The organism is Vibrio sp. 1557, assembly GCF_033340175.1.
GTDB lineage: Bacteria > Pseudomonadota > Gammaproteobacteria > Enterobacterales > Vibrionaceae > Vibrio > Vibrio alginolyticus.
Window position 1 is genome coordinate 1 of the sequence record NZ_JAWOVZ010000016.1, and the last position, 24,803, is coordinate 24,803.

General features: G+C 44.9%; 27 protein-coding genes. 14 read left to right on the forward strand and 13 right to left on the reverse strand.

The genetic code is table 11. The features are described from left to right. Nucleotides 1-76: 76 nt before the first annotated feature. From R7070_RS17120 to R7070_RS17155, 8 genes are read right to left on the reverse strand one after another with little or no spacing between them, the layout of a single operon-like run. On the reverse strand, nt 77-847 hold the full coding sequence (locus tag R7070_RS17120) for an EAL domain-containing protein (RefSeq protein ID WP_005375023.1): 771 nt from the start codon (nt 845-847) through the stop codon (nt 77-79). Nucleotides 848-866: 19 nt separating this feature from the next. Then, a complete protein-coding gene (gene flhA, locus R7070_RS17125) occupies nt 867-2,957 on the reverse strand; it encodes a flagellar biosynthesis protein FlhA (protein ID WP_005375024.1) in 2,091 nt (696 codons plus the stop codon). Between the two features lie 31 nt (nt 2,958-2,988). Then, nucleotides 2,989-4,116: a flagellar biosynthesis protein FlhB gene (gene flhB, locus R7070_RS17130; RefSeq protein WP_005375025.1), complete on the reverse strand. Its 1,128-nt coding sequence runs from the start codon at nt 4,114-4,116 to the stop codon at nt 2,989-2,991. Further along, entirely contained in the window at nt 4,113-4,889 is a 777-nt protein-coding gene (gene fliR / locus R7070_RS17135; RefSeq protein ID WP_005375027.1) for a flagellar biosynthetic protein FliR, read from the reverse strand. The genes flhB and fliR overlap by 4 nt, the downstream gene beginning before the upstream one ends. After that, complete coding sequence (gene fliQ, locus R7070_RS17140; protein ID WP_005375036.1) at nt 4,889-5,158, reverse strand: flagellar biosynthesis protein FliQ; 270 nt, start codon at nt 5,156-5,158, stop codon at nt 4,889-4,891. The genes fliR and fliQ overlap by 1 nt, the downstream gene beginning before the upstream one ends. Before the next feature lie 12 nt (nt 5,159-5,170). Beyond that, on the reverse strand, nt 5,171-5,929 hold the full coding sequence (fliP, locus tag R7070_RS17145; protein ID WP_005375037.1) for a flagellar type III secretion system pore protein FliP: 759 nt from the start codon (nt 5,927-5,929) through the stop codon (nt 5,171-5,173). An 18-nt stretch (nt 5,930-5,947) separates the two neighbouring features. After that, nucleotides 5,948-6,319 (reverse strand): flagellar motor switch protein FliN, encoded by a 372-nt coding sequence (gene fliN / locus R7070_RS17150; protein WP_005375038.1) that lies wholly within the window; start codon nt 6,317-6,319, stop codon nt 5,948-5,950. Next, nucleotides 6,316-7,134 (reverse strand): FliM/FliN family flagellar motor switch protein, encoded by an 819-nt coding sequence (locus tag R7070_RS17155; RefSeq protein WP_005375039.1) that lies wholly within the window; start codon nt 7,132-7,134, stop codon nt 6,316-6,318. The genes fliN and R7070_RS17155 overlap by 4 nt, the downstream gene beginning before the upstream one ends. 379 nt (nt 7,135-7,513) lie before the next feature. On the opposite strand from R7070_RS17155, the gene R7070_RS17160 reads away from it, so the two are divergent. Genes R7070_RS17160 through fliJ form a run of 8 tightly spaced genes read left to right on the forward strand, consistent with a single transcriptional unit; the run spans nt 7,514 to nt 15,537 of the window. Further along, the gene (locus R7070_RS17160) at nt 7,514-8,533 is read left to right on the forward strand and encodes an OmpA family protein (RefSeq protein ID WP_248525440.1); all 1,020 of its coding nucleotides are present in this window, start codon (nt 7,514-7,516) and stop codon (nt 8,531-8,533) included. Further along, nucleotides 8,533-9,864, forward strand: a complete 1,332-nt coding sequence (locus R7070_RS17165; RefSeq protein WP_165935329.1) for a sigma-54 interaction domain-containing protein — start codon at nt 8,533-8,535, stop codon at nt 9,862-9,864. The genes R7070_RS17160 and R7070_RS17165 overlap by 1 nt, the downstream gene beginning before the upstream one ends. A 15-nt stretch (nt 9,865-9,879) precedes the next feature. After that, nucleotides 9,880-10,236 (forward strand): flagellar hook-basal body complex protein FliE, encoded by a 357-nt coding sequence (gene fliE / locus R7070_RS17170; protein WP_005375045.1) that lies wholly within the window; start codon nt 9,880-9,882, stop codon nt 10,234-10,236. Between the two features lie 3 nt (nt 10,237-10,239). Continuing rightward, nucleotides 10,240-11,991 (forward strand): flagellar basal-body MS-ring/collar protein FliF, encoded by a 1,752-nt coding sequence (gene fliF, locus R7070_RS17175; protein WP_005384024.1) that lies wholly within the window; start codon nt 10,240-10,242, stop codon nt 11,989-11,991. Further along, nucleotides 11,960-12,973 (forward strand): flagellar motor switch protein FliG, encoded by a 1,014-nt coding sequence (locus R7070_RS17180; RefSeq protein ID WP_005375048.1) that lies wholly within the window; start codon nt 11,960-11,962, stop codon nt 12,971-12,973. Before fliF ends, R7070_RS17180 begins: the two co-directional genes overlap by 32 nt. Nucleotides 12,974-12,977: 4 nt before the next feature. Beyond that, on the forward strand, nt 12,978-13,733 hold the full coding sequence (gene fliH / locus R7070_RS17185) for a flagellar assembly protein FliH (RefSeq protein ID WP_064354936.1): 756 nt from the start codon (nt 12,978-12,980) through the stop codon (nt 13,731-13,733). Further along, nucleotides 13,726-15,072, forward strand: coding sequence for a flagellar protein export ATPase FliI (fliI, locus tag R7070_RS17190; protein ID WP_005375057.1), 1,347 nt, complete (start codon nt 13,726-13,728; stop codon nt 15,070-15,072). The genes fliH and fliI overlap by 8 nt, the downstream gene beginning before the upstream one ends. Before the next feature lie 24 nt (nt 15,073-15,096). Next, nucleotides 15,097-15,537: a flagellar export protein FliJ gene (fliJ, locus tag R7070_RS17195; RefSeq protein WP_005384016.1), complete on the forward strand. Its 441-nt coding sequence runs from the start codon at nt 15,097-15,099 to the stop codon at nt 15,535-15,537. A 16-nt stretch (nt 15,538-15,553) separates the two neighbouring features. Here the strand turns inward: fliJ and R7070_RS17200 are convergent, their stop codons facing one another. Next, nucleotides 15,554-16,612, reverse strand: coding sequence for a S1 family peptidase (locus R7070_RS17200; protein ID WP_017634716.1), 1,059 nt, complete (start codon nt 16,610-16,612; stop codon nt 15,554-15,556). Nucleotides 16,613-16,685: 73 nt separating this feature from the next. Then, complete coding sequence (locus R7070_RS17205) at nt 16,686-17,579, reverse strand: LysR substrate-binding domain-containing protein (protein WP_033906699.1); 894 nt, start codon at nt 17,577-17,579, stop codon at nt 16,686-16,688. Between the two features lie 128 nt (nt 17,580-17,707). Here R7070_RS17205 and R7070_RS17210 point away from each other — a divergent pair, with 128 nt between their 5' ends. The 6 genes from R7070_RS17210 to R7070_RS17235 all read left to right on the forward strand — a co-directional run bounded on the left by R7070_RS17210 (nt 17,708) and on the right by R7070_RS17235 (nt 22,683). Beyond that, nucleotides 17,708-18,631 (forward strand): DMT family transporter, encoded by a 924-nt coding sequence (locus R7070_RS17210; RefSeq protein WP_053307934.1) that lies wholly within the window; start codon nt 17,708-17,710, stop codon nt 18,629-18,631. A gap of 99 nt (nt 18,632-18,730) precedes the next feature. After that, nucleotides 18,731-19,177, forward strand: a complete 447-nt coding sequence (locus R7070_RS17215) for an SRPBCC family protein (protein WP_005375065.1) — start codon at nt 18,731-18,733, stop codon at nt 19,175-19,177. A gap of 83 nt (nt 19,178-19,260) precedes the next feature. Beyond that, nucleotides 19,261-20,013, forward strand: a complete 753-nt coding sequence (locus tag R7070_RS17220) for a phosphatase (RefSeq protein ID WP_005375066.1) — start codon at nt 19,261-19,263, stop codon at nt 20,011-20,013. A 156-nt stretch (nt 20,014-20,169) separates the two neighbouring features. Next, entirely contained in the window at nt 20,170-20,559 is a 390-nt protein-coding gene (locus tag R7070_RS17225) for a cytochrome b562 (RefSeq protein ID WP_256900241.1), read from the forward strand. 173 nt (nt 20,560-20,732) lie between these two features. Continuing rightward, nucleotides 20,733-21,092, forward strand: coding sequence for a hypothetical protein (locus R7070_RS17230; RefSeq protein ID WP_122069469.1), 360 nt, complete (start codon nt 20,733-20,735; stop codon nt 21,090-21,092). A 151-nt stretch (nt 21,093-21,243) separates the two neighbouring features. Continuing rightward, nucleotides 21,244-22,683, forward strand: a complete 1,440-nt coding sequence (locus R7070_RS17235) for a PepSY-associated TM helix domain-containing protein (protein WP_256900242.1) — start codon at nt 21,244-21,246, stop codon at nt 22,681-22,683. Between the two features lie 51 nt (nt 22,684-22,734). Here R7070_RS17235 and R7070_RS17240 read toward each other — a convergent pair whose 3' ends face one another. The 3 genes from R7070_RS17240 to R7070_RS17250 form a co-directional block, all read right to left on the reverse strand. Beyond that, entirely contained in the window at nt 22,735-23,118 is a 384-nt protein-coding gene (locus tag R7070_RS17240) for a VOC family protein (protein WP_039975779.1), read from the reverse strand. A gap of 11 nt (nt 23,119-23,129) precedes the next feature. Then, complete coding sequence (locus R7070_RS17245; protein WP_318141263.1) at nt 23,130-24,059, reverse strand: LysR family transcriptional regulator; 930 nt, start codon at nt 24,057-24,059, stop codon at nt 23,130-23,132. 77 nt (nt 24,060-24,136) lie between these two features. Next, nucleotides 24,137-24,610, reverse strand: a complete 474-nt coding sequence (locus R7070_RS17250; RefSeq protein WP_256900244.1) for a hypothetical protein — start codon at nt 24,608-24,610, stop codon at nt 24,137-24,139. Nucleotides 24,611-24,803 lie beyond the last annotated feature (193 nt).

Below are 24,803 nucleotides of genomic sequence, written 5' to 3' on the forward strand. Positions count from 1 at the left end.
TGAAACTCAGTATGTTGTTTAAGAACTGAACAACATGGGGCTACCATGTCTTCTCATCGAATTAAGCAACAAAGCCCTATTCCTCATCAAAAGACTGAAAGGAGAGAGAGGTTGGGATATCGCTGAAATAACCAAAATAATAACTGGCACCCAATAAACGATAACGGTTAAGTTCCGTTTGACTCGCTACACGTCCGGCAACCCAAGTATATTTATGCTTTCTTAAGAACTTAGCAATAGGTAGGAAAGCGTGTCTTTCTTCTTTATCTTCTAGTGTGACTGACAATTTGATCATATCGGGACTAAAGTCTGCGACGCGCTCGAAGTTCACTTGCGATGTCGCGACTTCAAACCAAAGTGAATATGCATTCTCTTTTAACTTTTTGGTGAGTGTGGCGACTTTATCACGATCACATAACGTTTCATCAGCTTGAAGAGAAGGAATCACATGTTGAAAAGCAGAAGAGTGGAATTGAATCGTCTGTTCGAGAAAATAAACCCCAGGCTCCCACAGTAATGCATCAACGCGAATCGGCACGACAACATTACTAATCAAGTCGTGGTGAAAGGCTTCTAACTGAAATTGTGTTTGTCTTAGTGCAAGGTAAAGACTGAACAAATCCAGGCAGTACTGCATTTGTTCAGAGAGTTTGAATTGATAGACACTTTGTTCTCCACGCATACCAAATCTCAACGTCAGGTGTTGGAATTCTACTTCCCCTGATTGAGCTTCCCTAATTGCTTGGCATGCGTGTTGGACATCATTGTGTTTTAAAGCATCAAAGACTAATTGATCGTCATCCGTGACGATATGTTGTACTGCGAGACCAACCAAATGTTCGTACATCGCATGTGTTGAAATAAGATTAACCAAGGTTTCCTACCACATTGATTTGTTTGTTTTCTGGGATTTCGTTGTAAGACAATACTGCCAGCCCTTGTGTAAATGTACGAGCGTAACGCGCTAGAAGAGGGCGCAGCTGTGGCATAACGAGAAGGATCGGAGGTAGCCCCTGTTGCTTAAGCTGTTGTCTGATCAATGGCAAGTTTTGTTGGAACTGACCAAGAATGTTTGGCTCAATTGGGAAGCTATCTAGTGTTACCGTACCAGAAGATTGTGCTTGTTGCAGTGAAGTTAGTAGCATTTGTTCTAGCTCATCAGACAGTGCGTAGACATTTAACTCGTTCTTTTGTCCTGCAATTAAGTTAACAAGCGTACGCTTTAGTGCACAGCGTACATCAGATGCAAGTAGGATCGGGTCCTTTGTATTTTCCGCGGATTCCAACATTGTGTTGGCAATCGTGCGAATATCTTTTAGTGGCACTTGGTCCAATAAAAGCTGACGATATACTTTCAGCTGCTGCGCTGGATTAAGTGCTGCTGCTAATGCTTCTGCTAGTTTCGGGGCTTGTTGTGTCAAACGCTGGGTTATTGCTTCCACATCGTCGTGCGTAAACAATTCTGCAAGGTTTGTCTTCATGATTTTACTAATATGAGTGGCAATAACAGTGCCATCATCGACAACTTGGTAACCCATATTAAGTGCTTTTGCTTTATCTTGATGCTCAATCCACACAGCTGGCAACTGATAAGCAGGATCGCTACCCAAAATGCCATCTACCTCACCGTAAGTTTCGCCAACCGCTATCGCCATTAAACGCTCTGGTTCAATAAAACCTTGCTCAATGACTTCGCCATTTAGAGAAATTGTGTATTGGTTTGGCTTGAGGCTCAGGTTGTCACGAATACGAACTTCAGGTAATAAAAAGCCAACTTGTTCAGAAAGGTTTCGACGCACACCGCGGATACGTTGTGATAAAGGAGCCCCTTGTTCTTTGTTGACTAGATGGACGAGTCGATAACCAAGCGCAAGTGATAATGTTTGGACGTGAGGAATATCATCCCATGTCAGCGGTGTATCATCGTCTTGCATTGCTTGTGAAAGTGCTTCGACCTCTTCAATCTGGGAGTCTTGCACTGGCTTCTTGGTTTGACGCCACCCTGCGAACGCTAATGCGCCAGCAAACGCAAAAAAGGCTAGGTGTGGCATACCCGGTACCATACCGATTACCGCCATAATACCTGCGACAGTAAATAGCGTTGCAGGAGTTGCCAGTAATTGCTTTTGCATGGTTTCCGACATGCCATTATCGCTATCATTAATTCGCGTAACGATAATCGCGGCAGCCGTTGCCAATAGTAGTGAAGGAATTTGAGCAACTAGACCATCACCGATTGTGAGTAGGGCATAAGTTTTAAAGGCGTCAGACGCAGCGAGTCCATGCTCGAAGACACCAATACTGATACCACCAATGATATTGATAAACAGAATCAACAAACCTGCGATGGCATCGCCACGCACAAACTTTGATGCACCATCCATCGAACCATGAAAATCGGCTTCGTTGGCGACTTCTTTACGGCGTAAGCGAGCCGTTTCCTGATCGATAAGGCCAGCGTTTAAGTCGGCATCAATTGCCATTTGTTTGCCTGGTAAAGCATCCAACGTAAAGCGGGCTGAAACCTCAGAAATACGTTCACCACCTTTGGTGATTACGACGAAGTTGATGATCATCAAGATGACGAACACCACCATACCAACGACGTAGTTACCGCCAATGACGACTTCACCGAATGCTTGAATGACCTTACCCGCTGCGTCACCACCATTATGTCCTTCTAGGAGTACAATTCGCGTAGAAGCCACGTTCAATGTGAGGCGTAATAATGTTGCGACCAGCAAAATAGTTGGAAAAACAGAGAAATCTAATGGTCGCTTTGCGGTTGTGCTGACCAGCAATACTAGGATTGCTAAGACGATATTAAAGGTAAACAGCGCATCCAGTAGCAGAGGAGGCAAAGGAAGAATCACCATTGCTAATATCATTAGCAAGACGATTGGAATGCCAACGTAGCCTTTGGTTGATGTTTGAAGTTGTTTTAACCGGTTAAGCATACTTTCGTGTCCTTGGATAAACGCGGGTTAATCAGTGCTGCAAATGTTTTGGAATCGAAAAATGAGGTAAAGGAATTGGCTCTTTTCCCTCACCTTTACGAAAGGCTTTCAATTGCAAAACGTAAGTAAGAATATGTGCCACTGCGATGTACAGTTGGCTTGGGATTGCTTGTTCAATCGCCGTCGTGTGATAAATCGAACGGGTAAGTGGCGGGGAGTTAATGATTTCCACTTTGTTTTCTCGGGCGATACGTTGAATGTGCATAGCAGTTTCGTCTACGCCTTTTGCGACGACAAAGGGCGCGTCAGAAAGCGAAGGCTCGTATTTCAGTGCGACTGCGTAGTGCGTTGGGTTTGTGATGATCACGTCAGCCGTCGGCACCATTTTATCGATCTTACGGCGCGCAAACTGTTGCTGTATTTGACGAATACGTTGTTTTACTTCCGGACGACCTTCATTATTTTTAAATTCCTCTTTCAATTCTTGTTTCGTCATGCGGAGTTCTTTTAGGTGTTCCCAACGCTGATAAGGAATGTCGATAACCCCAAATAACAACAAGGCGAAGCCCATTAAGAGTAAGCCTTCAAACAGAATGGACATTACTAGAGAAAAACCTTGGCTGAGTGGGAGGTTTTGCATGCCAAGTAATGGCTGTAAGTGGTTGTCTAAATAGCCATATAAGATGCCGAAGATCACGGCTACTTTGAACGTCGACTTTAAGAGCTCAACCACTGAGCGGGTCGAAAAAATGCGCTTTATCCCGCTCAAAGGATTAATTTTGCTGAGCTTTGGCATCACGTTCGCGGGACGGAACATCCAGCCGCCTAGCACAAGGCTACTACCACAGGTCACGATAATAATGACGGTAAACAATGGTAATAGCATGTCGATGATGACTGCTAAACTTTGTCCCAATTGCTCGACAAGTTGTTTAGGATTTTCTAGGTCGGCTCGCGTCAGCATCATGTTGTAGCGAAAGATACCCGACATGCTTTCCCAAATACTATTAAGCTGAGAGTAAAAGTAGAGCGCCACCGCTAGAAATATAACCGCAGTAGTAAACTCTTTCGCGCGAGGAATTTGTCCTTCCTGACGGGCTTTCTTTACCTTCTGCGGTGACGCTTTTTCAGTTTTGTCTTGAGAAGATTGATCGCTCATGCTCCCCCCAACATAAAGTTACTCAAGTGTCTAATGGTGTCGTGAACGAGCGCCGTGTAGCGACCAGGAACACCAGAAACTGAGATTAATACGCTGAATAGACCCAGCAGCATCGTCATAGGAAAACCTAACGCATAGACATTAAGTGATGGTGCGGCTCGGTTCATTACACCAAAACTGATGTTGGCTAGAAGCATGGAAACAATAGCGGGTAAAGCCAAAGCTAGTGAAGAGGCAAACATCCAACCGAAAATATTGACAACACCTTGCAGAGAAAGCGATGTGATACCAGATCCGACTGGCCAAACAACAAAGCTTTGAATCACGATATCTATGACGAGTAAGTGTCCTTCTAGCGCAAGAAACAACAAGGTTGAGAAAATCAGAAATATGCGTCCCAAAATGGCGACAGAAAGCCCGTTAATAGGATCATTCATCATCGCCATACCTAAGCCCATTTGCAGAGAAATCACCTGACCAAGCATGGTGAAAACGTTAAAGAGCATGTGCAAAATTAACCCAAACATTACCCCCCAAATAGCTTGCTCAAAAGCAAGGAACAGGGAAGTCATAGAGAATAATTCGACTTGTGGCATGGGTGGCATTAACGGTCCAGTAATGACAACGATCGAGAGGGCCAGTAAAGTACGAACCCAAACAGGAATAATTGCATCACCAAAGAAAGGCATTGAAATAAATACGGCTCCCACACGAAAAAACGGCCACCAGAGTTGACCGAGTATCGCCGAGAGCTCTGCAAATGTGATGGCCATTAGCCAATCATCCCTGGTATGTTGTGGAACAAGAAATCAAACAGTTCCATGATCTTACGGAGCATCCAGTGACCTGCAAAAATCACCATTAATAAGGTAACGAGCAAACGTGGCAAAAAGCTGAGTGTTTGCTCGTTGATTTGTGTGGCAGCCTGAAATACGGCGATACACAAACCGACAATTAAGCCTGGAACAACCAATACGGCAACCATCAAAATGATCAGCCATACTGCATCGGAAAATAACGTTACGGTTAGTTCTGGGGTCATAACTGCTCCTAGTTAACCGAAGCTGGCAGATAAGGTGCCAACTGTCATTGCCCAACCATCCACGAGTACAAATACCACCAACTTAAAGGGAAGTGAGACAATCAAAGGTGATAGCATCATCATACCCATTGCCATCAGGACACTGGCGACAACCAAGTCGATGACCAAAAACGGGATGAAAAGCATAAAACCAATTTGGAAGGCGGTTTTCAGTTCACTAATGACAAATGCAGGCAAGACAACGGCAAATGAAATATCCTCAACGTTTTGGTCGAGAGGCTCATTGGCAATACGTAACATTTGTTCAAGAGAGCTTTGGTGCGTCTGTGCCAACATGAACTCTCTCACTGGTTTCTCTGCAACAGAAAAAGCCTGTATTAGCGTGATTTCGCCGTTGTCGTATGGCTGAAACGCATTTTCATAAATATCGCTCCAGACAGGGCGCATAATCAGTAACGTCAATGCGAGAGCGATCCCGACCAACACTCTGTTAGGTGGGCTTTGTTGAAGACCAAGAGCTTGGCGCAAAATCGCAAGGACAACGACAATTCGAGTAAAGCTCGTCGCCATCAAAATAAATGCTGGAAGAAAACTGAGCGCCGTCATCAACAACAGAATTTGCAGTTTAACGCTGTATTCTTGTTGTGTGTCGCCATCAGAAACGGACAAGATAGTTAAGCCGTTGTCAGCCGCCATTGTTGGGAAAGCAAACAAAAGTGACACCAATACCAAAAGAGGTAACCAACGGTGCCAAGCGCTCAGATTTTTCATTGTGATGCCTACCTAAGATTATTGACCAACGCCACTCAATGCAGAGTCATGTACATCGATCAGACGAAGTCCATACTTATCATTGACAACGACAACTTCAGCGTGGCCCATAAGAGAACCGTTTACTTTCACGTCTAAAGGCTCGCCATTGAGCTTTTCCAACTCGATAACCGTGCCTTCACCCGCTTTCATTAAGTCCCCAAGTGGGATCTCCTTACTCGCAACTTCCAGCGTGACTGTGACAGGAATGCTTTTGAAAAAGCTAAGGTCACGTTCCGCAGTGGCTGGTTCTTGTTGGAGCGTATCTTCGGCTTCAAAGTCTTCTAATTGAAAATCATCAAAGTTCAGTTCTTCTGCGTCGAATGCATTAGTTTCTAGCGCTTCGCTCATCGCTGCGGTTCCTTATCAGGGTTAAAGATCAAAACAAGTTGGCCGTCTTGCTCGGCAATACGACCTGTAAATAGAGATTGGTTGCCAATGCTTACTGGAACCGTGTTAAGAAGCTCAATAGGTAAAATATCGTTGGGTTGTAAGCCAACCACATCACTTAAAGGCATCTTCTTTTTACTTAGAACAACGTTCAGTCGAACGGGGGTCGTCTCTAAAGAACGACAGAAAGGTTGAAACAAATCGGTATCAGGCTGCAGTTCAAGCTGCTCGATTAGCGTTTGAATAAGATGACCATCTAGCTTGAGATGAATTGAGCCTTGATGATCGTCAAACGCAATGTTTAATTGAACGTTAATGCCAATACCTCTAGGGGTCTCATACTCACCCGTGTCCCACATTTCACCAGGAGCAAGCCAACCGATGATGATTCGACTGATGCGCTCTTGTAAACGTAAGTCACTGGCCGTCAGAGTAGCGGCTGAACGCTCTGCACTTGCACCATAAAATCTATCAGCCAACTTTATTAGCGTGTGAGGGTTACCATGGATGAATACCATGCCGCCTTCCTGATGTTGATAGGTCGACGTTTGCTCTTTGTCCATCTCAACCGATGTAAAGCGGTGCAAGTCTACTGAGGTTAAGCTAGCTTCCACTTTTCCTGTGCTGAGCCAATTTTGTAATTCAGTCGTAAGGTTTGAGCAAGATTCTGAAATTAAATTATCGAGCTTCTCACGAATGATATGAATAGGTTTGCCTAATAATTCTACATCAAGTAGTTGACTATCAGAAATAGGCTCGCTAACTCTATTTTCCATTTATATTTTACCGTGCGTTAACAATCGAAAGTGTTTTAACTTAATGGCGTGTAGTCTACACAGAAATTTTAATGATCTTTTAGCTCCAAACTCTAAGATTGTGACTTTAGTTCACATGTTGCTTTGTTCATATAGTCATAATCTTTTAATGAAATTTAAAAAGAGTTAGTTTTCTTTATAAATCTCTTAATAAATAAAATAACAATGTTGAGCGTTTTAGTTGTTATAGATTTTTTAAATTGCCTTTATGGCGTAACAACAACTTCAAATAAATAAATTATAAGATACTGTTTTTTATGCTTAAAGCTTCCGTTGGAGGCTAAGCGTGCTCTCTTGAGCGTTTTGTAACCAATTTTAATATTCAGAATAGGTAATTAAAATGATTAGCTATGCCAGTTCTCTCGGCTTGGTGGCATATTTAATTAAACGGTTTAAGTCATGGGAATGTAAGATATACATGAATCATGTCCGTTTGATAATTTGTAACACAATTATTGTTATCAGTTTTATTTTTTCAAAAGTGTCATATTCAGAAGAAGTCTTAACAATCCCTATGGACCTCTCTAAATGGACATATGAGGGAAATAAATTCAAATGCAACTTGTTGCAATTAAATAATGACTATGGGAAGTTTTATTTCCTAGCGGAACCTAATAATAAATTCTATTTTATTTCCGATATAGAATATGAAAACAATAAATGGAAAACGATTGCTTTAACAACTCAAAATGCTCCTTGGAGTGATGAGCTTTATAGGAAAGAATTTGGCTCCCTTGAATTTACTAAGCCGTCTCAGCGTTTCATCTTTAATAAAGGCGCTGAAGAATTCATGGATTCAATTGCTTCGGGTAGTTGGGTGACGCTGTCACTTAAAGGAAGTAATGCTTCCTCTGTTTCAGAAATTGTGATTCCTACTCTTCAAATTCAAAACGCATTGAAATCATTTAATGCGTGTCGCGCGCGATTGCCTAAATTGTCTTTTTCAGAGGCAAGGGATATGGCGCTCTCATTTGAGTTTGGTCAGAAGACGTTAAGTCGTGGACAGAAAGCAACACTAGAAGCGCTGTATAGCTATGTATCTGTGGATGATCGAGTGACCAAAATCCTCATCGACGGTCACACCGATAACGTTGGTTCAAGTTTAACGAACCTTTCTGTGTCACGTACTCGAGCAGAGCAAGTCACCAATGCTTTGATTGAGCTTGGGGTCGACGAGTCGATGATCGAAACACGAGCTCATGGTTCACGTTACCCAATTGCCAGCAATAACTCGGTTAATGGCCAAGCAAAAAACCGACGTGTCACCCTGCGTTTAGTGAGGGACAACGAGTATACGGCTACGAAACACCACCCAGATCTACAATCACAAAATCAACAAACGAAAGTTAAGGTTCAATGATGACGAAAACGAAAATTTTGTTGGTTGAGCCAAATGAAGCTCTTGCTCAACCAGTATTGGATGTGTTGCAAAATGCAGGTTACACCGCGAAACACACTCGTACTGGTCGAGGCGCTTTGCTTGAAGAGCGAGCAGAAATCACTTTAGTGAGCTCTACGCTGCCGGATATGTGTGTTCGTGAGTTTGTCGCGTGTCACCAAAAGCAGCGAAATTCGGGTGTTGTTATTGCGATTGTCGATCAAGAACAAGGCATCTTGGCTGCTGAGACGATGAAAGCGGGCGCTACTGATTATCTATTACGCCCATTTGAATCTAATCAGTTGGTTAATCTGCTTAAACGTGTTGAAGCGTTAGGTAAGCCAATGGCCAACATTGTTGCGGAGTCTTGGAGAAGCAAACAAGTTCTGCAATTGGCGCATCGTGCAGCATGTACTAACGCGAGTGTGCTTATTACAGGTGAATCGGGAACGGGTAAAGAAGTGCTGGCGCGATATGTGCATGAGCACTCTCCGCGTATCAATGGTCCATTTGTGGCGGTTAACTGTGCCGCCATTCCAGAGTCAATGTTAGAGGCTGTGCTATTCGGTCATGTAAAAGGCGCGTTCACCGGAGCGACAAATTCTCAAAGCGGTAAGTTTGAAGAAGCAAATGGCGGGACGATTCTGCTTGACGAGATTGGTGAAATGTCACCTGCGGTTCAAGCGAAATTGTTACGCGTCCTTCAAGAGCGTGAAGTAGAACGTGTTGGTAGCCATAAAGCCGTTCAGCTCGATATTCGTGTTATTGCGGCAACCAACAAAGACTTACGTGAGGAAGTTCAAAAAGGCACGTTCCGTGAAGATCTTTATTATCGATTAGATGTGCTGCCTCTGCACTGGCCGCCTTTGCGTGAAAGAAAAGAGGACATTCTACCGATTAGCCAATTCTTTATTGAAAAGTATCAAGATAGCAGCCGCTGTCACTTATCCCAAGATGCGATTAGTGCGCTGAGTCAGTATCACTGGCCGGGCAATATTCGTGAGTTGGAAAATATCATTCAACGCGCTTTGGTCATGCGTCATGGTGATTACATTACAGCCCATGACCTGATGCTGCCTATTGAGCTTGTCGCGTCAGTTCCTACAGCAGAGCCAACTTCAAGTTTTGGTCATGTAGAAGCGAAGAAGCAAGCTGAATATCAGTTTATTTTGGAAAAGTTACGTCAGTTTGGTGGAAACCGAACGAAAACCGCAAACGCGCTTGGAGTCTCTACTCGAGCGCTACGCTACAAGCTCGCAGCAATGCGAGAACATGGTATTGATTTACAGTCGGCACTAGGCTCGGCTGCCTAATAGGAGAAAAAATAGATGGCAAGTCAACCTACTCATGCGGTCTCGGCAGAGCAACTTATGTTGTCAAAAATGCAGGCGATGCAGGCACAAGTGCAGCCGCCAGAGTTTATCGTGAGTGCAAATCCTTTAGATCAACAATCACTAAACGCACCTTTATCGTTCTCACAAGCGATGACAAATGTGTTGGATACAGTGAATCAACATCAATCAGTGGCTAGTCAAAAAATGACGGCCGTAGAAACAGGAAAAAGTGATGACCTAGTTGGTGCAATGGTCGCGAGCCAAAAAGCCAGCTTGTCCTTTAATGCTTTGATGCAAGTGCGCAACAAAGTCGTGACCTCATTTGAAGATATTATGAAGATGCCGGTGTAATTCATGTCAGAACTAACCCCCCAAGTCGCCGGAAACACAGCTATGGCTACCGGCACAGCACAGACATTTTCTACTGCCAACGGCATGGACGATGTGACAACGAAGCTGAAGCAAATCTGGTCTAGCAGTCAGAGAAACTTAGTGCTATCTGCGGTGTTAGCTGCGATTGTTGCAGCGATTATTGTGGTTGCACTATGGAGTTCCTCGCAGAGCTTTCGTCCGCTCTATAGCCAGCAAGAGCGTTTTGATATCGGCGAAATTGTGTCGGTATTAGAAAGCGAAGGCGTAAGCTACCGCATGCAAGAGCAAAATGGACAAGTTCTTGTACCAGAAGGTGAGGTTGCGAAGGTACGCATGTTGCTTGCATCAAAAGGTGTTAAAGCTAAGCTGCCGACAGGTTTGGATTCGCTCAAGGAAGATAGCTCTCTTGGTACGAGCCAATTTATGGAAACGGCGCGTTATCGTCATGGTTTAGAAGGTGAGTTAGTACGTACTATCATGTCTTTGAACTCAGTAGCGAACGCGCGTGTTCATTTAGCAATACCTCGTCAAACTCTATTCGTCCGCCAAAACAGTGAGAATCCTTCAGCATCTGTCATGCTTGAGCTCAAACCTGGTGAAGACTTAAAGCCTGAACAAGTTGAAGCGATCATTAACCTAGTGGTCGGCAGTGTCACGGCAATGAAGCCAGAATTTGTTTCTGTCATTGACCAGTATGGCCGTCTTCTTAGTGCGGATGTCGCTTCTGCGGAAGCTGGTAAAGTAAATGCGAAATATCTTGAATACCAGAAGAGTGTTGAAAAACAGATCATCCAACGCGCAGCAGATATGCTTACGCCGATTGTGGGGCCGAGTAACTTCCGAGTACAAGTCGCTGCCGATCTGGACTTTAGCCAAGTTGAAGAAACACAAGAAATTTTGGATAACGCACCGGTTGTGCGTAATGAGCACACCATTCATAACAACTCGGTTGATCAAATTGCGTTGGGTGTTCCTGGTTCTCTAAGTAACCAACCGCCAGTGACAGGATCTGGTGAAGTGGAAACGAACGATAGCCAAAACACGAATGCGCGATCTGAAGTGAATCGTCAATATGCTGTAGGGAGCAGTGTTCGTCGTACTCAATACCAACAAGGCCAAATAGAAAAGCTTAGTGTCTCGGTTCTGTTGAACTCCAAAGCTTCGCCAGATGGTGTCGCGTGGAGTGAAGCCGATAAAGAGCAAATCTCAAACATGATCATGGATGCTGTTGGTATCTCTGCCACACGAGGTGACAGCTTAAGTTTAATGAGTTTCAACTTCACCCCAATTGAAATTGATGCTCCTCCTGCACTGCCGTGGTGGCAAGACCCTACAGTACAGCAGCCAATACGCTACGTTATTGGTGGCTTGTTAGGCTTGGCGATGATCTTCTTCGTACTGCGTCCATTAATCATGCACCTAACTGGCGTTGATAAACCTGTGCCTGAGCTAAATTTTGCTGAGCCTCAGGAAGAACCTGACTACGAAAACTTGCAAACGCGTGAAGAACGCGAGCATGAAGAAGTACTTGATCGCCGCCTATCTGAAAAAGGCATCTCAGCCTCTTCAGGTTTAGATGTAAACAGCGACATGCTACCGCCAGCAGGCTCGCCATTAGAAATTCAATTGAAACACCTACAGCTTATTGCTAATGAAGAGCCAGAGCGCGTAGCCGAAATACTGAAACAATGGGTAAACATCAATGAACACAGTTCTATCAAAGCAGACGCTTAGTTATGTTGAACAAACCGCGCTCGTGCTATTAGGCATGGGCGAGGATGCCGCAGCGAAGGTTTTGCAACACTTTAGCCGTGATGAAACCCAGCGTGTGACTCGTGCAATGGCGAAGTTAAATGGCATTAAGAGCGATTCTGCTCGTGGTGTTATTCAAACTTTCTTTGAAGATTTCCGTGAGCACAGCGGTATTCGAGGAGCCTCTAAGGAATACCTATCTAATACATTGCGTAAAGCATTGGGTAACGATTTGGCAAAAGGGTTATTAAATACCTTATATGGCGATGAAATTCGCAACAATATGCAGCGCTTACAGTGGGTGGAAGCAGAAACTCTCGCTCGTTTCATTGTGAACGAGCACCCACAAATGCAAGCAATTTTTCTAGCGTATTTGCCAGCAGACAGCTCTTCAGCGGTATTGAAGCACTTGCCACAAGATTACCATGACGAAATCTTGTTCCGTATTGCTCAATTGCAAGATATCGATCATCAAGTTGCCGTTGATTTGCATGAACTCGTTGAGCGTTGCATCGAAAAAGTATCCGCAAGTCAAAGCACGCCGTTATCAGGTGTTAAGCAAGCAGCAGATATCATTAACCGCTTTGAAGGTGACCGTGGTTCATTGATGGAAATGCTGAAGTTGCATGATGAAGATGTTGTTAATGCAATTGAAGAAAACATGTTCGACTTTATGGTTCTTGGCCGACAACGCGAAGAAACTATGGACATGTTGGTGCAGCAAATCCCGCTAGAGTTGTGGGCAGTTGCGCTAAAAGGTTCCGATATTACCTTACAACAAGCTATTAAGCGTTCAATGCCGCAACGTATGGTGAAAGCGCTAGAAGATGACATGGACGCACGCGGCGCTGTTGCGTTAAGTCGAGTTCAAAAAGCACGTCAAGACATCATGCAAATGGTACGTGAGCTGGATGAATCTGGTGAAGTTCAGCTGCTTCTCTATGAAGAGCCAACGGTGGAGTAAGGTCATGCTAGAGATAAAATCAAGTACTATGCGATTGCCTCCGAGCGGGTATCGTTTACACCGTTTTCCTCCTTTAGCGCAACCTAAGACTATCGAAGACGAATTCGGGCTAGATAACCAAGGCTGGCAAGAACCTCAAATTGATATCCAACAGCAACTTGAAGAAGGTTTTCAACAAGGTTTGCAACAAGGACATGAGGAAGGCTTACGCCAAGGTATCGAACAGGGCAAGCAACAAGGTCTGTTGGAAGGCCAAAAAGAAGGTTTCCAAAAAGGCTTTGTTTCCGGTGAGCAGTCTGGAAAGCAAGGCTTTTTGGAGGCGGCGAAGCCTGTCAATGAACTTTTTCACGCCCTTTCTCGTTGGCAGGATGAAAAAGAGCAGCAACAACGTCATATGATTTGTGAACTGGTACAAAAGGTAGCTCAGCAAGTGATTCGTGCCGAGCTCACTTTAATGCCTCAGCAGATCCTAGCTTTGGTGGACGAGACATTGTCTGCCATGCCTGGTAAAGCGGAAACAGTAACTGTGCATTTAAATCCGCAAGATTTAGAGCGCATTACTCACATCAATGCTGATTTGCCGCAATCTTGGAAACTGGTCCCTAATACGGAGCTTCCTATTGGTGGCTGTCAGTTAGTGACTGATGACGCAGAAGCGGATGCGAGCTGCGACTCTCGTTTGGAAGCCTGTATGGACAATGTAAAGCAACACCTTTTGGATGAAGTCAGTATTCCACAGGTAGAGTCTGAGCATGAGTAATACCCTAAGCCATGAACTATTAAGTGAGCGTTTGAGCGAAGCCTTGGCTTCGCTCGATTCAATCCCTGTTGCTCGCGTAACAGGGCGATTGATAAAAGTAAACGGCTTAATGTTACAAGCCGTAGGGTGTCGGTTTAAGCTTGAGCAGCGTTGTCTCGTAGAAACCGCGGAAGGCGATATGATCGAAGCGCAAGTTGTGGGCTTTGAACACACTATTGCTTACCTCATGCCTATCCGCCGTTTAGGCGGTCTGTTTGCAGGTGCAAAAGTCATCCCTCTTGATGGTGACAGTACCGTGCAGCTAAGCTCTCAGTGGTTAGGACGCGTACTGAATGGTTTAGGTGAGCCGTTAGATGACGGGGCACCGCTTAAGGGGGGTGATCGAGTTTCACTTGAACCAAAACCGATTAACCCACTGAAGCGACGCCCAGTTGATACGCCACTCAACGTAGGCGTGCGAGCGATTAATGGACTATTGACGGTAGGCAAAGGCCAACGTATTGGTTTGATGGCTGGCAGTGGCGTCGGTAAAAGTGTGTTAATGGGGATGATCACCAAAAACACGGAGGCCGATGTAATTGTGGTCGGGCTTATCGGTGAGCGAGGCAGAGAAGTACGTGAGTTCATTGAGAGAAACTTAACCCCAGAAGCGCGCAAGAAAGCGATCATTATCGCGGCTCCTGCTGATGAATCCCCGCTAATGAGGTTAAGAGCGACACTACTTTGTCATCGCGTTTCAGAGTATTTCCGAGACCAAGGCAAAGACGTTCTACTTCTGATGGACTCTCTAACCCGATACGCCATGGCACAGCGCGAAATCGCTCTTTCGCTCGGTGAGCCTCCAGCTTCTCGTGGTTATCCGCCCTCAGTCTTCAGCGTGTTACCTCAACTCCTAGAGCGAGCGGGTAACAGTGAAAATCAACATGGTAGCTTAACGGCAATTTATACCGTATTGGCAGAAGGGGACGACCAACAAGATCCTGTCGTGGATTCCGCGCGCGCCATCTTAGATGGGCATGTCGTTTTATCGCGTCAACTGGCTGAGCAAGGGCATTATCCCGCGATAGATATCAACGCGTCTATTAGCCGTTGTATGAATACTTGTACGCAGGACGCACACAGCACGATTGCGAATAACTTCCGTCAAATGTACTCCAACTACCTTCAGGTTAAAGAGTTACTGCCATTAGGGGGTTATCAACCAGGACAAGATCCTGAGTTAGATCAATCTGTTGCTATGTATCCAAATTTGCGTGCATATCTACAACAAGCTGCCAACGAGTCTGTAGATTACCCAACCAGTTTGACCGAGCTCGCGCAGCTTTTTCAAAGTGCTTAATCAAATGGGAGTGACAAGGCTGAAATGAAATCCAAGTTAAAAGCCGTAGGCAAGTTACAGCAAATGGAAGAAAAACAGCGTGACCGTGTGGGTCAACAACTTGATGCCATGCGTCAGCGTCACTCCCATCTTTCAATGCAATTGGAACAGTTGTCGGCGTTGAAAGGCCACGCTGGACAATCAACCCGAACCGGCCCGACGCTGACGAGCGCGGCTTTGATGAACTTTAATCGTGTTGACCAAATGCTACAAAGAATGCTTCGTCACCACGAGCAAGAGCAAGCCGTTATGCAAGCGGAATGTGCATCTGTACAGAAAACGCTAGAACACAAGCACGCACGCGTTCAAGGGTTAGAAAAAGTGCTTGAACGTTGGCGTACTAAGCAGAACTATGAAAAAGCGAAAAAAGAGCAAAAGATGATTGAAGACATCATTAACTCTCGCGTTAAGCGCAAGATATTATGATGTCTTGTTGACGCTACTAGGAGCGCGAATAATTTCTGCGGTGTCTTAGCCAACCAAACCAGCCTCCAAGCATGATCAACCCTGATCCGAGAGCACCGCCGCCACTGCTGCCGTTGTTACCAAAGCCAGATGTGTTGGTATCGACAGGCTCAAAGCCAGAGTCCCCTTCGCTATGATAATCTTCCGAACTTGCTAAGAGGGCGTTATAACTGGTTTTTACACCTGAGCTGGTTTGGGTCTCAATCCATGTTGCATAGTTCAAAATCTCGGTAAACACACTTGGAATCGCAGCGGATTCGCAAACTGAAGAACCGTAGCTCACAATGCCAATTTGCTGATACATGCCATTATTGTCTTGATAGGTGAGAGGACCGCCTGAGTCACCACGACAGATGCCAGTGTAGCTTCGTTCAGGAAATCCATTCGCACATAAACTTTCCTGAGCGTTAAACCCTGTTACCAACGAAACGCATTGGGTGTCGGTAAGGGGTTTTACTTCTGCCCAGCGTAAATAGTTAGGGGGGCTTTCATCATTGGTTGAGGTCTGACCTAAACCGAATATCTGATAAACTGACTTGCTGCTGTAGTCTCCAAAGTCTTGCGGTAAAGTGATGGATTGGACGTTATCGGTGATAGGTCTAGTCAATTCAAGGACAGCGATGTCATTAATCCATAAATCGCTAGGCACATAATCAGGATGAATCGTGATAGAGCGAACATCTTTGAATTCTTCAACAAACACGTCATTCATCGTAGGGTTTTTGACTAACACTCGTAGGTCGTTGATTGTCCAGCCGTCAGTAAAAACGCTTGGTTCTACGCAGTGGGCCGCAGTTAAAATGAAGCGGTCGTTTACAATGGTTCCCCCACAAATATTGGCAAACTGATTCGCGCCAGTTTTATGTAGAATAAGACGTGCAAAAAAAGGAAGTTGGTTTTGGGTAGCCTGCTGACCCCCAATAATTGCCGTGGAGATCCCTTGTTCTGAAAGGCGGTTATCATTTTCTACTTCAGCGGTCGTACTCAAAGATACTGCAAAACAGAGTGCGCTTAGCCATATTTGATACTGCTTCATAAACCATCCTTGGATGAAAAGTGCTCTTCTAACTTTATACTAGTTTTTCAGTGAATGCGCTTAACAAAAGTTTCTAATAGTTGAATGATTGTTGTAGCCAAGATCGCAACAGATGAAACGATTCAAGCTTTAGCTTGTGTGGCGGGCATACAAAGTAAAGCTGTTGATGAGGATTAATGACGGGTTCACCCAGCTCGATTAGCTGACCATATTTGATGTCATCCTTCACAAACAAGCGATGAGTGACCAATAACCCCAAACGACGAGTTGTGGCCTGGACGGCTTGTATCGACATGTTAAAAGTGATTGGTTTTTTATTTTTAGGTCGCTGGATACCCGTCGCGTCCAGCCACACGTTCCAGTCATTTTTTCTTCGTTCGTTAGTAACTTCAATGATGGGGTACTGCTTTAAGAGTTGAGTGATGTTTGAGTCCTTTGTCTTCGCTATCAATTCAGGACTGCACACCAAAACCAGTTCATCTTCACTGAGCTTTTCGCAGTAGTAATCCTGCCATTCTTCGGGATTTCCATGCACCAAAGCCGCGTCGATACCTTCTTGTTCTAAATTGAATCTGCCAGACAGGTTTGATAAACGAACGTCTAATTGAGGAGCAAACCCTTGTAAATCTGACATTCGAGGAATCCACCAGTGAAGAGCCAATGAATTCACCATATTGAGCGTAACACGTTGCAAATTCTGATCTTGGATGAGTGCTTCCGTTGCATCGACAATTTGCTCTAAAGCGGGTGCCACCTTTCTGTAATACTTTTTACCGTCCGCATTGAGTTGAACTTGTCTGCCTATGCGATCAAACAGAGGCTTGTTGACTTGACTCTCCAGCGATTTAATTGCCTGACTTACGGCTGAGTGGCTCACACTTAATATCTGTGCTGCTTCTGTCATGCTGCCAGACTCAGCTACTGCAACAAATGCGTAGATGGACTTTAAGGGGACTAGTTTCCGCATAATTTAAAAACCGTAGCTGGTGATAGATAAGTTAAACTGTAAGTTTTTCTTACATCAATGGTTAATATTACTCGCTATTTACGATAAGTGATGTCTTTTAAAATGCTCCATATATTAAGGAGTATTGAATGAATGCTGTAAATAAATCTATCCTTTTCATGTTGATGTCTACGTTAAGCTTATCTGTTACTGGACTGTTAGCAAAGCAGTTGTCAGGCGAACTTTCCGTCACACTATTTAGCTTCTTACGTTTTTTGGTGCCTGCGCTTATCTTACTTATCTTACTTCGTGTGAAAAACCTTACCTTTCCTAAAGCGGGCACGCTAAAGCCTATTTTATTGCGTGCTCTTTGTATCGGTTTGTCACAACTTTGCTTTATCGCGTCATTACAAACGTTAACGCTCGTTGAAGGGGTTGTGTTGTTTGCTACTGGCCCATTATTTATTCCCTTGGTTGAAAAGCTGTTCATGAGGGGGCGCATTCGTGTTTCAACATTGGCGGCTTTAGCAATGGCGTTCACTGGTGTGGTTATGTTGGCGGGCGGTGGAAGTGAGATTACATGGCGAGCGGATTTATTGCTCGGCTTGGCTGGTGGACTCTTCAATTCTGGTTCTCAGCTTACGTTATATAAAGTGAGTAAAACAAATATGTCGCCGCTAGAAATCAACTTTTGGGCGTTTGGTTTTGCTGCCGTATTTCTGTTGCCGCTAACTTTGTTTAATGACTTCGACGCGTTACTTAATATGAGTGTTATGGCGCCTGAGATTTCTTCAAATACGCTGTGGATCGGTATGATGTCTCTGATGATCATTAACACCCAAGTTTTTCGCTCCAAAGCATATAAACTGGCAAGCAGTGGCTCTCAACTTGCGCCACTCATTTTTACTAACTTATTGTTCACTGCGGTTTGGCAGAGCCTGTTTTTTGAAGACCGAATGAGTCAAAGTCAAATTGTTGGGATGAGTTTAATAGTGCTCGCAATCATACTGAACACATGTTGGGTTCGTTTTACGGCGCATCGCAGTGGCGGTTTACAAGCGAGAACTTCTTAGTCTGTCGGAAAATGAAGGGGGCAGGTAGATAAATTGGTCGTGTGGTTTGATTTTTCCTGAGTATGGGCTAGCGTCAAGAAAGGTTCAGGGAGAGAAATCATGCTTACGCTAAATTATTACGTCGAAATTTCGGCGACACCGCAACGAGTGTGGGAAGTGCTAACCGATGTTGAGTTGTATAAACGTTGGGCACAAGCCTTTTCACCGCAGTCTCAATTTGAAGGAGCTTGGGAAGAAGGAGGTGGCATCACTTTTTTTGATCCAGATATGGGCGGGACAAGGGCGATCATAGATACGGTGCTACCGCTTCAAAAACTTGAATTTCATCATGTTGCCATTTTTAATCCGGATAATCGTCAACAACTCGATGCTGACCTAGCATCTAGGTGGATCGGATCGCGAGAGATCTACCAGATCGATACCAACAACGATCGTTTACTACTCAATGTTACCATTCATACTCACAACGACTTTGTTTCCATGTTTAATCACGGATGGGAAAAAGCTTTACCCTTGATAAAAGCCATTAGTGAAGAGCAAGCTTAGGGTTCTTGCTTATCTTGGGCTGACGATGCGTTGCCTGAAGGTATACAATAGCACGCAAGATAGCGCACCTAAGAGAGTGGATGATGGAATTTAAAGTTGATACCCATACACATACGTACGCAAGTGGTCACGCGTACAGTACCTTGATTGAAAATGCAAAGTTGGCAAAAGAGAACGGGCTGGATATGTTCTGCACGACCGATCACGCAGAATCAATGCCGGGTGCGCCTCATTACTGGTTCTTCTCTAACCAGAAAATTCTGCCTCGCTTTCTTGAAGGCGTTGCGATTATTCGTGGCGTTGAATCTAACATTATGAATACCGAAGGCGACATTGATATTCCACTGAGTGTGGACCGCAACTTAGATTGGGTGATCGCGAGTTTTCATGAACCCGTTTTTCGTCCTGCAAACAAGCAAACTCACACGGAAGCACTTGTTAATGTCATTCAGAGTGGTCGTATTGATGCGCTCGGTCATCTTGGTAATCCAAATTTCGACTTTGATTTTCAGACCGTTTTAGCGTGCGCGAAAGAGCACAATGTCGCGATTGAAATTAATAACACCACGCTGAAAGGCAACAGCCGAGTAGGCAGCGTAGACCGTTGCCACGAGATTGCACAAATCGGGAAAGATCTCGGTGTTTTCTTCACCACGGGCAGTGACGCGCATTTCTGTCACGATGTTGGTAATCTGGATTTGGTTGGAGAGTTAATGGACAAAGTGGGTATTGATAGCAAGAAAGTGATTACTCACACCGCTCAGCAGTTTTTGTCTTTCTTAGCTTTGAGAGGCCGTAAACCAATTGCAGAATATGACAGCATTCTCAACGCATAAACTTGATTACATTTAAGGTATGCACCCGACGCCAGATTGCTTTACACTGCGACCCGGAAATACTCAACTAAGCTAGTTTTTCGCCTCTTATGGCGTAGGTTGTTTGGGTGAATAAAGCCGACACAGAATTCGGCACTATAAATGGAGAAGTGAAAAATGTTACGTCCTTTAGTCCTAGGGTGTGCGATTGCGTTTGGCTCAACATACGCAATGGCAGAAGCGGTTGATTTAAAACAAAACATGAAACAGATGAAGATGGAATTCAAACAGGCGGCGGAAGCGTCTGATGTTGAAACCATGAAATCTGCGATTGATAGCTTGCAAGCGATTGTTGAACAATCTAAGCGTGGTAATTACCCACCAGAGAAGTTTGATACTTACTTAGAAGGCTTTAACAAGCTGACGGTAACGCTAGATAAGATTGAAGCGGATCTTGATGCAGGCAAGCTACAAGAAGCAAAAGCTCAACTGCGTGAAATCGATAGCCTTCGTGAAGAGTACCACGACAAACGCAACCCAAGTATCTGGAGCAAACTGTTTAGCTAACCGTTTATCCAACTTGAAGAAATGACCATCAGCCTGCCACTTCGGCGGGCTTTTTTGTGCCTGTCAATCGAGGTATTCAAGAAAACCTGTGAGGTAGCAGCCACTTATTGATCCTGTTTTTGAGCTACCACTCAGAATTGGTTACGCTGTGTGAAATTTGTTAAGTCACCGTTATGCGTAGATTAATTCCTTTTTACCGCTCGATGTTATTTGCTAGTGCTCTCAGTTGGGTGCTAGTGACGCTGATGCCTGTTATCAATGCTCATGGTAACAGCATGGGCGTGTGGGCGACGTTATGTACGCTTAACGGTTTTGAGTTGGTTCAAATAGAAGAGGGCGACAATTCTGTCAGCCACAAAGGTAAGCCTTGTCCTTTTAGCCACTTCTCGACTTTTCATCACGATACACTTCCAACGACACCAATACTCTCAAGACTGAGCTTGGTGATTTCTGACAGCTACGCTTATTTGGCTCTAAGTGTGCGATTTGAAACACCAGTTCCTAGAGCGCCGCCAGTTTTCCTTTTCTCATAACAAAAACCATTACAAGTAAAGTCACATAACACTGCCACTTCGAGCAGTGGTACTCCCAAATCTAAGTCAAATAGCACCGCATACGAATGCGTATGTGCAGGATGCGTTTGGCTGAATTTGGGTGTTCAAGAATGAAAAAAGGAAAATACACATGTTGAGAAACTCGGCAAAGCCTCAACTCAAGGAAGCCTCACGCGCAAAATCCATCTACTTTATGACGTGGCGATGGCACTTCTACGCAGGTTTGTTCGTCATTCCATTTATGCTCATGCTTTCCCTCACAGGGTTGGTAATGTTGTTTGATGACGAAATCGAACTGGCTCGATACGAAGCGACATTGCAAGTTTCACCACAAGAGCAAATGGTTCCTGTATCTGCACAACTGGAAACCGTAAAGCAGGCGTATCCCGATTTTAATGTCACTCAATTTGTACCTGCTAAAGCGGCCGATATGGCCAACCGATTCTCGATTCAAAACCAAGAAGGCAGCTCGCTGATTGTTGCAGTAAATCCTTATACAGGAGACGTACAAGGCACCATTAATCGTGGTGATAGCATCTATGAACTGATGAACAGCATTCACGGCACGTTGCTCATCGGCGACCTAGGCGACCGTTTGATTGAAATCGCCGCAAGTCTGGGGATTTTGCTGTTGGTGTCTGGTTTGTACCTTTGGTTACCGAGAGACAACGCCAGCCGCGCCGGCTTTTTGAAAATTCGCCTTAACAATGGCCCTCGAATTTTGATGCGTGACCTGCATGCGAATTTAGGTGGTGTACTGTCGCTTGTTCTGTTGTTCTTTTTGATTTCAGGATTGTCGTGGGCAGGGATCTGGGGGGCGAAAATGGTGCAAGCTTGGAATACCTTCCCAACCTATTACACATGGGGTGAGAAACCGGAATCCACACTGACACATAAAGATCTTAACCACGGTGCTTCAGAAGAGATGCCATGGAACTTAGAGCTTGCTGCTGTGCCAGAATCGAAAGATAAGCCCGCTCATGATCATGCCAATATGAAGGAAGAGATGGCATACGCAGGCAACCATGATGCGCTCTCTATTGATGATATTATCCTCAAGGCTGAAATGATGGGCTTCACTGGCTATAAGCTGTTTTTGCCACGCTCTGAGACGGGCGTTTACACCGTTGCAGCTAACTCCATGGGCGGCGATATTTCCGACCCAAGACAAGATCGCACCAGCCACTTTGACCAATATTCCGGTCGCTTGTTGGTGGATGTCACGTGGCAAGATTACAGTTTGTTTGCCAAGTTCATGGCGGCAGGTGTGTCATTGCACCAAGGTGATGTCAGTGTACTTAACAAAGTACTCAACGTGGTGTTCTGTCTGGCGTTCATTTTAATCTCAATCACTGGGGTTGTGATGTGGTGGATTCGTAGACCAAGTCGCAGTGCTGCATTGGGTGCGCCACCTAAGTTTCAGCAAGACGGTATTTGGAAGCTTGGTTTAGTAACGTTGGTAGTATTGTGTCTGGCGTTCCCGATGGGCGGTTTGGCGATTGTTACGGTTCTCGCACTGGATTGGCTGTTGTTCAACCGCGTTGAGAAGCTGAAAACAGCGTTGAATTAGTAACAGACAAAGAGTGGAATAGTAGAAGAGCCAGCGAAGTGCTGGCTCTTTTTATTTCTGATAAATTTCCAGCGGTAAGCCATCTGGATCTTGGAAGAAGGTAAAGGCTTTGCCTGTGAATTCGTCAATACGAATTGGCTCAACTTCAACGTCATTCGATTCTAGGTAAGCTTTCACCTGTTCAACATCATCAACCAAAAACGCGAGATGTCGTAGCCCTTGTGCTTCAGGAAAGCTCGGTCTCTCTGGCGCGCCCGGAAAGCTAAACAGTTCCACTTGGCTGCCGTCAGGTAAAGCGAGGTCAAGCTTGTAGGAGTCTCTGGCTTCACGATAGTTTTCAGCAATGACTTTTAATCCCAACACTTCAGTGTAAAAGCGTTTTGACTTTGAGTAATCGCTGCAAATGATCGCGACGTGATGAATAGCATTAAACATGGTTAGCCTCTTCAAACATGGTTAGTATCCTTGGAGACTAAATGCTCCTTAACGAAGTCGATAAACACGCGCAGACGAGCAGGCATGTATGTGGTTTGTGCATACTGCATCGCGATAGCGCCGTGGTAGTTACTCTTGATCATCCAATCCGGCAGAACCTCCATCACTTCTCCTTGCTCTAACGCGTCTTTGATCACGAAGTCATGGAAGATCCCAATTCCCAAGCCAGACTTAACCCCATTCAAGCGCATTTGAGAGTGGTTGACGGCGTAACGCCCGCTTACTGCAATCGAATGAAAGGCTTCCTCTTTAAAGAACGACCAAATGTTGTCTTTGTCGTTCTCGGCAAGGTAAATACAATCGTGCTGCTCAAGCTCGGTTGGGTGCTCAGGCATACCGTGTTTGGTGAGGTAATCTGGAGAAGCGCACAAAACAAGATTGGTCTTGCTGATCTCTTTGAGCACTAGATTCTCATCGGGTTTGTCGGTGAGCTTAAAGGCGACATCAATACCTTGGCGGAACAGATCGATCTCACCATCTGCTGCACGCAGCTTAAGCTGTATATTTGGATAACGTTCTAGGAATGGCAACACAAACGGTTGAAGCACCGAATTAAGAAATGCTTCAGGGGCTGCTACTGTGAGTGCGCCTGTTGGCTCGGCATGATCTTCCGCAGATAGCTCAACGGCTTGCTGCGCGGCATTCACCATTGCAATGCTTTGGTCGTAAACCTTTTGCCCAGCTTGAGTGATGATCAACTTACGAGTCGTGCGCTCAAACAATTTGACCGAGAGGGCTTGCTCTAATCGTGTGATCAACTTACTTAAAGCCGATGGCGTGACGCCGAGTTGTTTGGCTGCAGCGGTAAAACTGCCTTCGTTTACCACTAAGATAAACGAAGCAAGATCAGGAAGTAGGGCAATGAGTTTTGGATTAACCATAATTGTTCAGTTCTGCGCAGCGGAATAACGATATTGTCTGGTACGGTTTCACGGGGTTCAAGTGTCACCATCTCGCTTTAACGATATTTTGCCAAAAATGCATTGAGTGCAGGCAAGCCAGATTCACCAGTATGGTATTGCTGCCAACAGTGATAAATGGCCGTTTCGTGGTCTGCAATCAACTCGATAGCTTCTCGCTCAGCGATTGAATACTGCTGTGAAGCTTTCACTTCTTCATGCCACTCTCGATACTTGACCTCATAAGGTTCTACCCACTTCAGAAGAGTCGCCACCAACTCTTGCCATGGTAAACCAATCCATTTGGTTGCATCTGCCAAGCCTTTATCCAACATCTCTTGGTGTCGACTTTCGACATTCATGCCATTTGTCAGCAGTACAGGTTTGAGCTTTTCTGCGGTGAGTTCTTCCACTTCAATCAAGGTTTGCCACAGCGTTTGTTGTTCACTTTGGGCGTAATGGCTCAAGTAGTGGTTGAAAAAAGCGATGCCGTAGATTTCGCCATAGTAGGCAGACAAAACGTTATGAATCATGGTGAGAATCGTGATTTAAACAGGGAATACCGCATTGTAGGAGGGGAGAGCGCGAAGTGTAAATACCAAAATATACTCAAGTGACTTCAAGATACATGGTTCAGAGCGTTGTCACTGATTCCCTATTTATCGAAAGCAAGCAAGGAAAACAACGAAGCGGAATAGTGAGCTCTTTCCAAGTTGTTTGACGAAG